Below are 14,633 nucleotides of genomic sequence, written 5' to 3'. Positions count from 1 at the left end.
GTCTTGGCGACGCCGAAGCGCTAGTAGACGCTGCCGCCTATGTCCTTGATGCCGGTGCGGACATCGAGGAGGTAGACGAGCGCGGCGCACAGGGCGACGAGGCCGAACAGGCCGAGGCGGCCGAATCCGCCGAAGATGAGTGCCAGACCGAAGCTGATGACCAGAAGTCCGAGCCAGGTCCCCTTGGTCAAGGTGCCGATGGCGTTGAACGCCTCGGGCTTCTGGACGGCGCAGTGGACAGACGCGATGAGCGACAGGAGTGCGGCTCCGTAGCCGATGATCATCCAGGCCCAGTTGCGGACCTCGAAGGCGAACGCGGCGGCTTCGATCTCTGGCATTGCCCCACCCTACCCGCAGGAACTCAGGAACCGGTCGGCTCGGTTACTTGCCGAGCTTGCGACGCTGCACGCGGGTCTTGCGCAGCAGCTTGCGGTGCTTCTTCTTCGCCATACGCTTGCGTCGCTTCTTGATGACCGAGCCCATACAGCTTCCTCACAGATATCCGTAGACGTTGGTTTGAGCCCAACCAGCCTAGCTCGCGTTCGGAGCGGACACCGAGCCGGGCGCGAGCAACCGAAGGCCCCGTCACAGCGGTTCGCACGGACGGGGCCCGGTGGTCGGTAACCGAACCCGGATCGGAGATCCCATGGTCCGAAAGGCTCGGCCTTGAGGTCTGTTTCTCCGAGGCACTCGGTCAGTCTTCGGTCCGGAGTGCTTCGGAGAGGTAGGTCTTCACGGCGCTTTCGGGAACGCGAAACGAGCGCCCCACCCGCACCGCCGCGATCTCACCGTTGTGGACGAGCCGGTACACGGTCATCTTCGAGACGCGCATCAGCTCGGCCACTTCTGTCACCGTCAAAAACTTGACCTCGTCGAGGAGGTCCCCGGGTTCGCTCATATGTCTCACCGTTCTGTTGAGGGCTGTTGCGAGGACGTGGGGTTCTGTGATGTGTTAGAGGTGCGGTGGACGCGAATGCCCATATGAACCGAAACTAATCGGTCGTCACTGTCCGTGACGTTGATGTCTTTCGATCGGGATGTTGCTCATGTTACGACAGTCCGGCTCATTGGGCAACAGGCGGTCTCGCCTGATCTGCGCCGTGAAGTCCGTGATCTCCTCGGTCGGATCGTTCGGTGCCTGCCCTGTTCAGGCGGTGGAGGCGATGAAGTCGGTGATCTCGTCCATCAGATCCGCGTAGCTCCTGCCGTAGACGTCCTCGGCAGTCCCCGCTGCCGACTCGCCCTGGCGCGCGGTCGCGTCGAACCAGGCGGCGAACTCGTCGACACCGTAGGTGTCGATCATGTAGTGAACACCGAGGAACCCGCAACCGTACTTCCCCGAGCCGGCGAGAGTGTCGTCGTCCTCGTCGGGCGGCACGATGTCGCTGGAGCAGCCGCCGTCCTCCACGTAGTTCCCCACGTCCCACATCCGGTCGTAGTCGTCGACCGGCCGGTCGCCGTGGTCGATGTACTCGGCGATGCCCTCGACCATCCACCAGGTGTCGTTCGCGTACCGCTCCGAAGGCGCGCCCCACAGGGTCACTGCGTGGCCGAGCTCGTGGCGGATGACCGAGGTCAGGTCGTAGCCCCATCCGGTGCGGTCGACGTTCATGACCGTCGCGTAGGTGGAGGGCTGCCGCTCCCCCGCGACGGTGCCGGTGAGCGGCAGCGCGAAGCCGAGCACGTCGTCGGTCTCGAACATCCCGCCGAACCAGACCTCGAACTCCTCGTTTCCGGAGATGTAGACGACGTACCGGTCGGGGGTTTCCCACAGCGCCCACTCGTCGGCGTTGAGGGCGGCCTCCTCTGAGATCTCCAGGGCGTCCTGGAGCCGGTCGGACATGTGCGCCGGGGCTGCGACGACGGTGCGGGCTCCGACGGCGGCCACCAGCTCGTCGGTCTCCCACGGGTGCGGCCCGTCCTGGCCTTCGGAGTTCTCGACCTCGACCATGACCATGCCGTCGTCGCCGGCGCGCCAGAAGGTGCGGAAGACGACGTCGGCCGGGGAGCACTCGTCGGCGGGCTCGGCGAAGCAGTGCGTGACCGCGACGCCGATCTCGTACAGCGGCACCGCCCCGGAGCTGTCCTCCAGCGGACCGGAGGTGATCCGGTAGTCGAAGCGGCTGACCTGCATGGCCCGCAGGGTCTCGTAGCGGGTGGTCATCCGGCCGTGGAGCGTCGGATCGAACGCGGCGAGCCATCCGTCGCGGCTGCCGTCGACGAGCGACTGCGCGTGGGCGTCGAGGACGAGCTGCGACTGCTCCTTGAGGTAGGCGAGGACCTCGGGGGCCGAGGCGTCCGGGCCGGGGCTGGGGATGGTGCCTTCGCCGGGCGCGACCGGAGCGCCTTCGATGACGCCGGTCTCGGCGCTCGGCATCGCGGGCCGCCAGCCGTTGACCAGGGCCCCGGCGAGGACCGAGGAGGCGACCAGGGCCATGACGACCACGACGGTGCGCAGCCGCGAGCGCTTCGGTTCGGGGCGGGGCCAGAAGTAGCCCGGCGGAACCTGGTAGACCGGCGGCGCCGTCGGCGAGGCCATCTCCACCGGAGGGGGCGGCCCGACCGGGGCCGGCGTCACGGTGCCGTCGGCGGAGAGCCGCTGGGCGGGGACCCTCGGCGACTCCGGCGGGGCGGACGGGGTCGTCTCACCGAGACGGCTTGGGGGCGGCTCCGGGGGGAACTCCTCGGGGGCTTGAGTCACCTTCGCAACTTTAGTCTCCGGACGCTGGTTTCGCGAACCGTCAACTGTGCAGAGTGACGCCCTCGAGGGCAACGCGGCCTAGGGCATGTTGTGGATCCAGCCCGTTCGGGACAGACCCTAGGACTTTGTCCACAGTGAGCGGGCGAACACCGCCACGTTGGCGGGACGCTCGGCCATTCGGCGCATCAGGTAGCCGTACCACTGGTTGCCGTAGGGCACGTACACGCGCATCCGGTAGCCGTCGGCGGCAAGGCGCAGCTGCTCGGCCGGGCGGATGCCGAACAGCATCTGGAACTCGAAGGAGTCCGGTTCGCGGTCGAACCAGCGGGCGCGGTCGATGGCGATCTCGACCAGGCGCGGGTCGTGCGTAGCGAGCATCGGGTAGCCGGCGCCTGCCATGAGCGCGTTGATGCACCGCACGAACGAGCGGTCGACGTCGAGCTTGCGCTGGTAGGCGACCGACTCGGGTTCCTTGTAAGCGCCCTTGCACAGGCGGATGCGCGAGCCGGCGGTGGCAAGAGCCTTGCAGTCGTCCTCGGTCCGCCGCAGGTAGGCCTGGAGGACCGCCCCGGCGTCGCCGTACTCCTCGCGCAGGCGCGCGACGATCTCCAGCGTCGAGTCAGTGACGGTGTGGTCCTCCATGTCGATGGTGACCGTGGTGCCGGTGTCGGCGGCGGCGTTGCAGATCTCGCGGGCGAGCTTATAGGACAGCTCAGCGTCGATGCGCTGCCCGAGCGCCGAGAGCTTGACGCTCACCTCGGTGGTCTTGGACAGACCCTCGGCCTTGAGCGCGGCGAGCAGGTTCAGGTACTCGACTCTCGTGGCGTGCGCCTGCTCGACGACGATGGTGTCCTCACCGAGGTGGTCGAGGGTGGCGAGCAGGCCGTCGGCGGCCAGGACTCTGGCGGCGGCGACCGCGTCGGCCGTCGTCTCGCCCGCTACGTAGCGGCGGACGAGCGAGCGGGACACCGGCGCGGTGCCGACGAGACGCTCGATCTTCGATGAGCGAGCGGCGGCGAGGATGACAGAACGCAGCATGTTTGCAGCGTATCCTCCCATCGTTCAATATCTGGTCACGGTCCCATAACGCGGAGGTTGAAACATTAAAAACAAAGACACAACTCGAGCTCAGACCACTACTTCGAAGAGAAGATCATGCCTTCGTCCGTTGAATTATTGATTTTGGTGATGGAGAGGACCGACATCACCGACGGCGTCACCGGACCCTCTCGTAGAGGAAGAACGACGCGAGACCCTCCGCCAGCGGCGGTTCGGACAGGACGAGCTTCCACTCGGGGTACTGCTTCGCGACGTCCGCGGTGAACTCGCGCCGACGCACGTGCGGGGCCGTCTGGCCTCCCGCGTAGTCCGTCGAGTAGACGAGCACGTGCCGACCGGCACTTCCGAACAGCCGGGACAGGTAGGCGTCGTAATCGACGTCGCTCGGGAGGTGGAAGAGCACGTCCATGCTCAGGGCGAGGTCGCGGCGATCCGACAGGTCGACGCCGGACGGCAGATCGAAACTGTAGTTCGGCCGCTCCGAGAACCGCTCGCGCATCCTCTCGACGATGGTCTCGGAGACGTCGACTCCGGTGTACGACGCACCGTGCAGGTCGACCTTCGCGAGGACCTGACCGTCCCCGCAGCCCCAGTCGATCAGGCTGTCGATCTCCCGTTCCTTGATCAGATCGCTCACGAACCGCGCCTTGTACGAACCCTCGTCCCCGCGCGAGCCCTCGCCGGAGTCCCTACCGTCGCGATAGCGCCGGTCCCAGTATCGGGCCGGCGTGTACTCGAGCCGTTCGCTCAGGCGCCCGCCTCGGTCGGACTGCGACAGCCTCTCCACCAGCACACGAGCCGAGAAGTGATCGGTGAGGTGCTTCCATGCCGCCGACTGCTGAGCCGCATGGGCTTCCGGGTCGGCGCAGAGCCGCTCCGCGACCGAAGCGACCTCGTCCGGTTCGCAGTAGACCGCCGCCGGGCCGAAGGTGGGCTCGAAGCGCCGGTCCATAACGACCGGCACCCCCGCGGCCATCGCCTCGAGCGGCGCCCGGCCGAACGCCTCCAGCCCGTCGGTGGAGATGAAGTAGGCCATGATGTCGATCTGCGCAAGGAAGTCCCTGGCGGACAAGTCGTTGAACGCGTGAACTGTCCAGTTCGAAGGCAAGCTCCCCAGGATGCGGGTCGGCGTCTCCGCGCCTCCGAGAACATGGATCTCGAACGGTTCCCGGTCCGGGTAGCAACGCAGCAGCGTCTCCGGGTCTTCCGGCCACTTCAGCAGGTGGTCGCGAGAGTGCCTGCCGATGCGGATGCGACCGTCCGGGGAGCGGCGTCCGTCCAAACGCCACTGCCCGACCTCGATGGTCTCGTTCCAGAGTTCGGATGCCACGTCGAGGCCGGCGATCTCCTCGGCGTGGTGCTCGAGCAGCGTGGCTCGCACGTTCGGTCCGCCCGGGTACCAGGTGGGGCGCCCCAGCCATTCGGTGACGTTTCGCTCCACGGCGGCGACGTCCCAGGCCTCCTCGCGGGGCTCGTCCGTCCCGTAGAACTTGAACGGTGTCTGATTGGCGACTACGACGGTGTTCCCCGCCGTGATCCTCGGACGCCGCTCGAGCGGCTTCACCAACACGGTAGGCAGGCGCACGACTGCGAGGTCGCACTCGACGGCGTCGTCGAGGCCGATCAAGCTCACCGACTTTCCGTTGACGAGCTCCTCCACACGCGGGTGGAGCGGCGCGTTCGGGCCCCATTTGTAGATGGGGTGGTGCAGTAGACCGACCTTGAGTCCCAGGTCGCGGCAGACGCGGATCTCGGCGGCGTTGGTCGAGGTGTTGCCGCCCTGCAGCCCGAGGTGCGAGATGAAGACGACATCGAATCTGGAACGCCGCGTCTCGGGTGACTGCGAGTCGTAGCGCCGATGCCAGTCGACGACCGTCCGGAGCGCCGCGAGCCGATCGGATGCGGGGACTCTGGTCCGCGACGCGACCGCCAACGCCTCCTCGGCCGCCGAGTCAGGGAAGCCTCCGGCGAGTGCCTCGCCGACGCGCTCGAGCCGACGCAGGTCGCCGGGCATCGCCCCACCGGTCGTGGTTTGGCCGGCGCGCACACGGAGCAGCGCGGACGCCCGCCGCTTCAAGGCGATGTCGCGGGACAGGCGGCGCAGCTCGATGACATCGCAGCCGCAGATCGCCGCGAAGGCGAGGAGCGTCAGGCCTGAGCCGAAGAGCGCCGGCCCCAGCGGGAGCGCCAGCGGCATTGCGGCGGCCGCAGCGCAGGCGAGTGCCGGCACGGCGTTCCGGGGTCGGAGGAGTCGCTTGGCGGTCGCGGGCTTCATCGGGCGCCTCCCAGGCTCAGGGCGGCGGCCTCGGCCGCCTCCGGTCGCGGTTCGACGGTGACGCCGAGGCCGCTCACTCGGCGCAGCAGGGCCTCCGGGGAGAAGCGCTCGTGGACCGTGCGAAGGCCGGCGGCGGAACGCTCGGCATAGTGGACCGGATCGTCCATGAAGCGCCGCACGTGCGCCTCGACCTCGTCCGGTTCGCAGTAGAGCGCACCGTCGCCGAACAGCTCGGCGAAGCTGGGCTGAAGGATGCAAGGGACCCCCGCGGCCATGGCCTCCAGCGGTGCGCGGCCGAAGGCCTCGGCCAGGTTCTCGTCGATGAAGTAGACGTAGACGTCGACCTCGGCCAGGAATTCCACTGCGGACTTGGTGCCGAAGGGATGAGAGGTCCACCTCGGCGGTATCGCGCCGAGGATCTGCAGCAGCGCCTCGTGGCCGCCGAGCACGTGCACCTCCATGTCCGCGGCGTCGGGGTAGGCGGCGCGGAGGCGCTGCGCCATGTTCGGGAACTTGGTGACGTGGTCGCGGCTGTGCCGTCCGATCCGGATCGGGTCGCCTTGCGCCCGCGTCCTTCGCGGCCGCACCGTCCAATCGACGATGTCGATCGTCTCGTACCAGAAGTCGTCGGCGAGGTCGATCTCGGCGAGCTCGTCGGCGTGGTGCTCACGCAGAACGTCGCGCACTGCCGGCCCGATCGCGTACCAGGTGTGCGGACCGAGCCACTCGGTGACGTTCCGGTGGACGTCGCGGATGCTCCAGGCCGTCCCGTATCCGCCGGTCAGCCCGTATTCCTCGAAGGGCGTCTGATTGACCAGCAGCACCGTCCGGGCCGCGTCGATCCGGGGACGGTCGTCCATGATGTTCGCCAGGGCCACTGGGAACCGCACGATCGCCAGATCGCATCGGACCGTGTCCTCGGGGTGGACCTCGATGACGTGCTCACCGTCGATCAGGGTGCGCAGCCGGGGGTCGACCGGACGGCCCATGGCCCGGTCCCGGACCGGGTGGTGGACCAGTGCGACCTTCAGACCGGCCGAGAGATAGGCCAGGATCTCGGCCTCGTTCGCAGAGGTCGTGCCTCCCCGCAGGTTCAGCGTGGAGACCACTGCGATGTCGACCTCCAGCGTCCTCCCTTCGGCCCGGCGCACTCGGCCGAGCTTCGCGCGGTGCTCGCACAGGGCGGCCATGGCCTTCACCCGGCACTCGGCGTGTTCGTTCCGGGATTCGGCGATTTCACGAAGGGCGGCTCCAGCCGTCGCCGACCAGCCGTACTTCAGCCGATTCTCCCACGACTCGAGCTCACGGAGCCGCTTCGCCGGCGGCTGTCCGCTGCGTCGCGAACCCCTGGAAGACCGCCGAGGCTCCGGTTCCACTGCGGCGGCCCGCGCCCGGTCGAGCGCCCGCTGCAGACGCAGATGCACGAAGGCGGTCAGCAGGCCGAGCGCGCCGACCGTGACGGCCGCGCGCAGGCCAGGGCCGTCGAATGGGAGCACGATCGCGACCACCGGAGCGGCGGGCAGGGCCGCGGCCGCCGACCAGGTCGGCCGACGCGCGGCGGTTCTTGCTATTTGCTTCAGGCGCATGACTTGTGGGTTCCTCGTCTCTTTCGGTCGAGCGCGTGAGGTACGGTCCGCGGCGGTCATCCCGATACGGAGCGGAAGGCAAAACGCCGAGTGATCATCGCCAGCACTAGGCCGGTCCAGATCGCGAGGCTTCCACCCGCGGACCATTGCAGGGAAGTGGGCTCCACAACTGCCGCGAACCCGATCGCCGCGGCGGTGGCGCACAGTCCGGCGCCGGCGAGCGCCGCTTCCTTCTTGGTGAGCGCTCGACGCGAAGCGGTGCGTCCGCGCCCGGTCTCGGTACTGAGGCGGGGTTTCTCGGCGGGTTCGGGCTCCGCCGACTGCACGCGGATGCGGTCCACCGCGAGCTCGGGGTGCTCGAATCGGAGCAATTCGACATAGGCTTTGGTGGGCACGACGATCGGCGCGGTGTGCCGCTCCTCGAGGTCGATGAAGTCGAACCCGTACTTCGAGGCCGACGCCAGGACGGACCGGTTGATCAAGGGACGCGCGCCGTCTACCGCTGTCCATTCGGGGCGGTGGACGAGTCCGACCCGGACCCCGCTCTCGGCCAGAAGAGCCGCGTCGTCGAGCATCAGGCGGCGCCGTCGGTCGAGAGAGCGCCAGTCCGCCGCGAAGATGCGGCCGTATGCGATCTCGCGGTTCTGCGCCTTGGTGCGCGTGATGTCGCGGGCGATGGGGAACGGACGGGGCCTCGCCAGCGACGCCATGAAAGGCTCCGTAGTGCCTTTGGTTATGTTCCGGTGCCAGTCGGTGAACCCGGAGTGGTAGGCGAGTCGGCTCGCCGACATCCAGTGCCGCGAGACCTCCCCGGCCGACAGCGTGGTCGCCGAGTGGCGGACGAGTGTCAGCGGCCCGGTCGCGAGTCGAGCGACGGCCCGCCTGCCGAACACCGTCTTGACGCGAGAGCGGAATTCGGAGTCGGCGGTCTTCCTGACCTCGTCGAAGAAGCCGATCCGCCGCAGGACCGGGTCGGCGCGGACCATGATCGGGGTCGACCTCGCTGCGATCACCGCGGTCTGGGGATCGATCATCAGCGACAGGTCCTCCCTGACCGCGATGCTGTGCGATTCGACCATGACCAGGCCCGGATTGTCGATCAGCGGTCGCACCTGCTTCTCGAGGCGGTGCGGGTGCGCCCAGTCATCGGAGTCCAGTCCGGTGACGAACCGGCCCTTGGCGACCGCCAACGCGCGGTTCCTCGCCTGGTAGGTGCCGGCGTTCTGGGGTTGGATCAGCAGTTTGACGCGCTGGTCGAGGGCGGCGGCCTCACGGAGGACGTTCCGGTACTCCGCCCCGGAGCCGTCGTCGACCAGCAGCAGTTCCCAGTTCTGCCAGGATTGCGCGACGATCGACCGCACGGCGGTCAGCAGCGTCTTGTCAGGTTTGAAGCAGGTCATGACCACCGAGATCAGGTGGCCGCCCTCGACCGCCTCCACCGGTCGGGTCCGGAGCCGGTCGATGCTCAGGGGCGCATCGTCGTCGGGATCCGACAACTCCGGCCAGTCGGCGAACTCCTTGAGGCGACGCAGGTAGCCCCGCGCGGAACCGCCATTGCACGGGTGCGCGTCCTGGCAGCGAATCGCCTCATCCAGTCGACAGGGCAGCTCGCCGTAGGAGCCGATCAGCGTCTTGACGCGTCTGCCGCGGCCGTCGAGATAGGCCGTCATGACGTGCGGTTCGCGGTACTCCAATGGGATCCGGCCATCCAGCCGCCTGTGGGCCAGGTCGAACAGCTCAAGGGCCGTGGCGCGCTCATCGTGGTCGCGGGCCTTGAGCGCGATCGACGCCGCGAGCGCGCAGACCGCTTCGAGGTTGAGGGCGGCCTTGCTCAGCCGCGACCGGTCGGCGCCGGGTCGCAGGACGGCGTCGGGGTCGTCCGGACACGCGAGGCGTGCCAGCACGTGCCGCGCCAGGCGCGAGTTGTGGTACTGCCCCCACAGGTAGATGTCGTTGACACTGCAGGCCTTCGCGGTGACCAGCGCCCGCTCGACCAACCGGTCGACGGTCTCCGATCCGCCGGTACGCGGCGCATCGTCTCCGGCGGTCGGCATCGGGTTCGGCCCGTGGCGAAATCCGGGATCTCGCGGTCGACTGCCTGCTACGAGGGAATCGGTCATGCACAGGCACGATACTGGCCGAGCGGGACTTTGAAGGCCAATTGCTCGGCGTGTTGCCCGATCCCGTCGAACCGTCTCCCGTTTCGATACAGCCGTTCCGCTGGTGAGCGAGCCCGAGCTGCGGCCGCTCGCGCAAGACCTACGCCGTGGTGGTGACGATTCGGTGAACGCCGGTGGCGACGGCACCGACCGCGTCCGGGGACAGCTCGGCCGTGACCTCTGAGCCGAGGCCCCGGACGCGGCGCCTCACTTCATCGCCGTCAGGCGATCGTCATCGAGTTCCACCCGAAATCGATGACAGGGGACGAGGAGTAACGGCCGGTGCCGTCGCCCTTGAACAGGTAGAGCAGGTTATGGTCCGGCTCACGACCGAGCCAGTCCGCGTGGCCGTCTCCGTCGAAGTCGCCGACGGCGGCCGCCGACTCCATCACGTCCCAGCCGCAGTCGAACAGGAGCGGAGGCGCGAACTGCCCGGTGGCCGGTCCCGCATAGAAGTACATGCACTCGTCGGCGAGCCTCACGCCGACGACGTCGGCGTGGCCGTCCTCGTTCATGTCCCCGACCGCGGTCAGTTCCTCCACCAGGTGGAAGCTCGACCCGATCTGGATCCGTTTGGCGAATGTATTGCCCGTGCCGGCGCCGGGGTAGAGCCACAGAGTCCCGGTGCCGGCCTCGGTGGCGATTATGTCGACGTTGCCGTTGCCGGTGTAGTCGTGCCCGGAGACGATGGCGCTCATGACCCCCCAGCCGAGGCCGATCGACGAGCGCGAATTGAACGTGGTTCCGTTGCCCGGGTAGAACCACAGCCGACCGGTGCTCGCCTCCCGGGCGATGATGTCGGCGTTGCCGTCGTTGTTGAGGTCGCCTGCGGTCTCGATGAGGTTCATGACGCCCCAGCCACCGCCGACAATGTACTTCGTGCCGAAGCCGCCGGTACCGTCGCCCGGCCAGACCTCGAGGTTTCCGGTCGCGTCCCGGCGGGCCACCACGTCGTCGAGGCCGTCGCCGTTGTAGTCGTAATTCCCGGCGGCCACCTGTTCGGCCGGGCCGGCGTCGTGGGCTTCGGACTGCGCCGAGGCCGTGGGCGGAACGACGAAGACGGCGGCGCCCACGATGTAGACGTTCGCGGCGACGAGCCACCGCAGAACCCGGGCGATACGGCCCGGGTGCGAGCTGTTTTTCATGAATGCTTCCTTCGAAATCAGGGCCGATTGGCCTTCGTGGTGCACAGACAGTGACCGTCCTTAGTCAACTGCATACAGTAGCCACGGGCATGATTCCGAAGAAATGAGAAATACCTCGGGTCGCGACCTATACCGTCGGCCACTGCCGACACGTCCGCTCGGCGCTGGATTTCGACCGAATCGGCACATGCGGCGTCCTGGGCACCTATGGTCCGGTGTGGATGCCGATCGGTGCGGGCCATGAGAGCCCCGCCGTGACCACGGAACAGGAAAGGGGCGCCATGGCACTCCAGTCGACCGACCGGCCCATCCGGCCGAGATTCGCCTTCCTTCGAAGGAACCGGCTCACCATCGCCGCGGCCGCGGCGCCACTCGCGGTCCTGCTCGCCGCCACCATGATCACGGCGGCGCCGACGAACGGAGCCCCCTCCGCGCCCGGTGCCACACCGGCGCCCGAACAGGCCACCGAAAACCCCAATTACAGGCGAGTCTCGCTGACGAGCCCCGGGGCGACGATCGAAATTCTGGGGCAGCCTGAACCGTTCGACACCGAGGCTTTCGCGGGCGAAGTTGACCTTGCGAGGCCCCAGGGGACGCAAGCGATGAACACCGCGAACCTCGTGCTCCGGCTGAGCGGCCAGGAGGGGGCCTTCGGAGAAGTCTTCGTCTCAATCCGCCCCGGAATCCCGACGGACTTCCAATACGACCAGTCGACGCAGTCGATCATCTTCAATCCCGGCCTGGAATTCGAGGTCGAGTCGGTGCCCGGCATCGTGAACGGTGGCGATCCCCTCTACCTCTATACCGCCCCGATCAGGCTGCTGCCGACCGAAACCGTCGCGGACCCGCAGTTCCCGCCGTTCGGCCAGACCTTCAGGGTGCCGAGCCTGGAAATCCTGTGGGACGGGGCGGATGGCGTGACCGGCTCCGAACCGGTCGGCTTGCTGACCGACTTCGATTTGACCGTGACACATCCCGCCTGAGGCAAGGATCGGAAATGCATCAATTCAGGGATATTCGACCGCTGTCCATTCTCAGCGGAGAGGGGCAAAGACGAATGAGTTCTCTGTCGCGCCAATGGCTCCTGGTGACCGCCTCCGGTGTACTCACCACAGTCATGATCGGCATCCCCTCCCAGGCCCAGCAGACTCCCCAGACCGGACCGGCGCTCGAATTCGATTCAGCCATCTGCGGCGGCGCGGGTGATCTGGAGGTGGAGTTCCTGCTGACCGATGCGATCGGTGATCCCGTCCACCCCGAATACACCTACGTCCTCGCCGACGTCGACGTCCAGATCGGACCCGAATCGGATCCCTGGGGGGACGCCGATCTCGCCGGCACCCTCCAGCCCGGCACCGAGTTGCCTCCACCCGGAGAGGGCTCGCTGTCCGGGACGGCGATGGTTCCGGGGGACGTCGGCCGCGTCGGCCTGAAGGCGGAGGTCGACCGGAAGTTCGCGGACGGGCGCGGTGACGAGCGGATCGTGCTGCAAGCGGAGACCGACCTGGACGAATGCGCGCCGGTCGTCCCGGAGCAGGCCGTCGAGGTGCCTGACAGGGTCTGGGGGCCCTACGGCGGGAAGCGGACGATCCCGACGGTGCAGTCGCCCTCCGGAGGCCAGACCACCCACCCGAGCGTCGTTCGGGTGCCCGGCGGTTGGAACGGCTTCGAGTACTGGATGGCGCACACGCCGTATCCCTCCAGCAATTCCGCGTGGGAGGACCCGAACATCGCCGCGTCCAACGACGGGGTCAACTGGGTCGTGCCGACGGGCCTGACCAACCCGATCGACGACCAACCCGGGCTGCCGGGGCCCTACAACTCCGACACCGACCTGCAGATGGGCCCGGACGACACGATGTACGTGTTCTGGCGGGTGGTGATTCCCGACGCACTCCAGGAGCGGATCAAGTACTCGACGTCCACGGACGGCGTCAACTGGTCTGCGCCGGCGGAGGCCCTGCGGAGCTCCATGAGGGTGAGTCGGCCGCTGTCGCCGTCGCTGCTGTACGAGGACGGCCGCTGGGTCATGTGGGCGATCGACATCCTGGGCTCGCCGAACCGGATGGTCTACTACGAAGGCGGATCCACTCCCGCGAAAGCGAACTGGAGCCCCGCGGACGCCGTGAGCCTGGGGCCGATGCAGCGGGACAAGGAGCCGTGGCACCTGAACATCTTCAAGGACGACACCTCGTACATCGGCCTGTTGAACGACACCGCGATAGGTTCCACCGGCCGTGACGGAGACCTGTTGTTCATCCTGGGAGAGACGCCGTTGAGCTTTGAGAACTCGCACTTCTCGGGTATTCCGAGAATCAAACCCACCATGCACGACCACCTGTACCGGGCGACCATGTTCACGGACACCGAATTCGGCAGACCCGGATACCGGGTGTGGTACTCGGCGCGGATGGCGCTCAACCCGGACGTGTGGAACATCCAGCAGACGTTCCTCCTTGGCGCGGCGGTCAACGGAGCCCCGCCGTGATCGGACTCCGGCGCGTGGGAACGCGTCGTTCCTGATCCCAAGACGGCGGGCCCGGACTCATCGAGTCCGGGCCCGCTCGTCACTTGCCCTGCGGCGGTTCCGATAGCATGAGCACGCCCGGCCAGGCCAGTACATCTGCAGCGAATGACTCGCAGAACCCGAAGGACACCGATGCAGTACAGGATCCAGCCCTCTGCACAGGTCGACCCGTCCGCCGAGCTCGGCGACGGCACCAGCGTCTGGGAACTCGCCCAGATCAGGGAGAGGGCCGTCCTCGGAGAGAACTGCATCGTAGGGCGCGGCGCCTACGTCGGCACCGGCGTGCGCATCGGCTCGAACGTGAAGCTCCAGAACTACGCCCTCGTCTACGAGCCGGCGACGCTCGCCGACGGCGTGTTCGTCGGACCGGCAGCCGTGCTCACCAATGACCGCCAACCGCGCGCAATCGCCGCCGACGGCCGCCGCAAGAACAACGCAGACTGGGATGCCGTAGGCGTCACCGTCGAGACCGGCGCCTCGCTCGGGGCTCGCTCCGTGTGTGTCGCTCCGGTGCGGATCGGCAAGTGGGCGATGGTCGCCGCCGGCGCCGTGGTCACCAAGGACGTCCCTGACTACGCGCTCGTCCTGGGCGTTCCGGCCCGCCAAGCCGGCTGGGTCGGCCGCTCCGGCGCCCGGCTCGAAGCCGACCCCGCAGAAAACGGTGTGTGGGTGTGCCCCGAGACCAAGGAGCGCTACCGAGAGGCCGACGGCGCCCTCGCGCCGGTCGAAGACCAATAGCACTCCGCTGAGAGGCATTGAACGTCGACAGGATTCGTCCCGCTGCTCAAAGCCGGCGACGATGAAGAGAAGGCGCGCCAAGCCGGTTGGCTGCCACAAGACTTCCTTTGACCCCCGACTTCGGGCGGAGCGGCGATGAGGATGCGGCCGTCCCGTAACAGTGAAGTGCCGGAGTGTGTCCATGTTTGCCTGGGGAGTCCGGCAATGGTCGCGGGGGCGTTGGCGGGAGTGATGTCGGGCAGATGGTTCTTCTGCCCCAAGGGCGGCGGCGATGACGAGGTAGGAGTCGGGTGGGGGCGGGCCCTTCGGAGTTCGGTCCGCTTCGGGCGGGCTTCAGGCGGGCAGCGGCGAAGGATCTGAGTGGAGGTCGGGGGCGGGTCGTCGGCCACGGAGGTCGGTCGTGGGGAGCGGGAGCAGGAGCGGGACTCTAGGGTTCGCGGGAT

Annotated in this window: 12 protein-coding genes; 3 read left to right on the top strand and 9 right to left on the bottom strand. The window is 67.8% G+C overall.

Annotated features, from left to right (window positions below; all coding sequences use genetic code 11):
* Nucleotides 1–20: 20 nt before the first annotated feature.
* From L0U85_RS12985 to L0U85_RS12945, 9 genes are all read right to left on the bottom strand, one after another.
* Nucleotides 21–338, bottom strand: a complete 318-nt coding sequence (locus L0U85_RS12985) for a DUF2516 family protein (RefSeq protein ID WP_241378185.1) — start codon at nt 336–338, stop codon at nt 21–23.
* 43 nt (nt 339–381) lie between these two features.
* Nucleotides 382–483, bottom strand: a complete 102-nt coding sequence (locus L0U85_RS12980; RefSeq protein WP_081687713.1) for an AURKAIP1/COX24 domain-containing protein — start codon at nt 481–483, stop codon at nt 382–384.
* A 211-nt stretch (nt 484–694) separates the two neighbouring features.
* Entirely contained in the window at nt 695–898 is a 204-nt protein-coding gene (locus tag L0U85_RS12975) for a helix-turn-helix domain-containing protein (protein WP_241378184.1), read from the bottom strand.
* Between the two features lie 249 nt (nt 899–1,147).
* Nucleotides 1,148–2,701, bottom strand: coding sequence for a hypothetical protein (locus tag L0U85_RS12970; protein WP_241378183.1), 1,554 nt, complete (start codon nt 2,699–2,701; stop codon nt 1,148–1,150).
* 117 nt (nt 2,702–2,818) lie between these two features.
* Nucleotides 2,819–3,739 carry a proline dehydrogenase family protein gene (locus L0U85_RS12965; protein ID WP_241378182.1) on the bottom strand — a complete coding sequence of 307 codons (921 nt, stop codon included), beginning with the start codon at nt 3,737–3,739 and terminating at the stop codon, nt 2,819–2,821.
* A gap of 178 nt (nt 3,740–3,917) precedes the next feature.
* Nucleotides 3,918–6,035, bottom strand: a complete 2,118-nt coding sequence (locus L0U85_RS12960; protein WP_241378181.1) for a methyltransferase — start codon at nt 6,033–6,035, stop codon at nt 3,918–3,920.
* The gene (locus L0U85_RS12955) at nt 6,032–7,621 is read right to left on the bottom strand and encodes a glycosyltransferase (protein WP_241378180.1); all 1,590 of its coding nucleotides are present in this window, start codon (nt 7,619–7,621) and stop codon (nt 6,032–6,034) included. The genes L0U85_RS12960 and L0U85_RS12955 overlap by 4 nt, the downstream gene beginning before the upstream one ends.
* 56 nt (nt 7,622–7,677) lie before the next feature.
* A complete protein-coding gene (locus tag L0U85_RS12950) occupies nt 7,678–9,741 on the bottom strand; it encodes a glycosyltransferase family A protein (protein ID WP_241378179.1) in 2,064 nt (687 codons plus the stop codon).
* 260 nt (nt 9,742–10,001) lie between these two features.
* A complete protein-coding gene (locus L0U85_RS12945; RefSeq protein ID WP_241378178.1) occupies nt 10,002–10,925 on the bottom strand; it encodes a VCBS repeat-containing protein in 924 nt (307 codons plus the stop codon).
* A 215-nt stretch (nt 10,926–11,140) separates the two neighbouring features.
* Here L0U85_RS12945 and L0U85_RS12940 point away from each other — a divergent pair, with 215 nt between their 5' ends.
* The 3 genes from L0U85_RS12940 (at nt 11,141) to L0U85_RS12930 (ending at nt 14,190) form a co-directional block, all read left to right on the top strand.
* Nucleotides 11,141–11,908, top strand: coding sequence for a hypothetical protein (locus tag L0U85_RS12940; protein WP_241378177.1), 768 nt, complete (start codon nt 11,141–11,143; stop codon nt 11,906–11,908).
* A gap of 74 nt (nt 11,909–11,982) precedes the next feature.
* Nucleotides 11,983–13,413, top strand: coding sequence for a hypothetical protein (locus tag L0U85_RS12935; protein WP_241378176.1), 1,431 nt, complete (start codon nt 11,983–11,985; stop codon nt 13,411–13,413).
* Nucleotides 13,414–13,584: 171 nt separating this feature from the next.
* Entirely contained in the window at nt 13,585–14,190 is a 606-nt protein-coding gene (locus L0U85_RS12930) for an acetyltransferase (RefSeq protein WP_241378175.1), read from the top strand.
* Nucleotides 14,191–14,633 lie beyond the last annotated feature (443 nt).

It is taken from the genome of Glycomyces sp. L485 (assembly GCF_022548875.1).
Classification (GTDB): domain Bacteria; phylum Actinomycetota; class Actinomycetes; order Mycobacteriales; family Micromonosporaceae; genus Glycomyces.
This window is presented reverse-complemented; position numbering and strand designations above follow the sequence as displayed.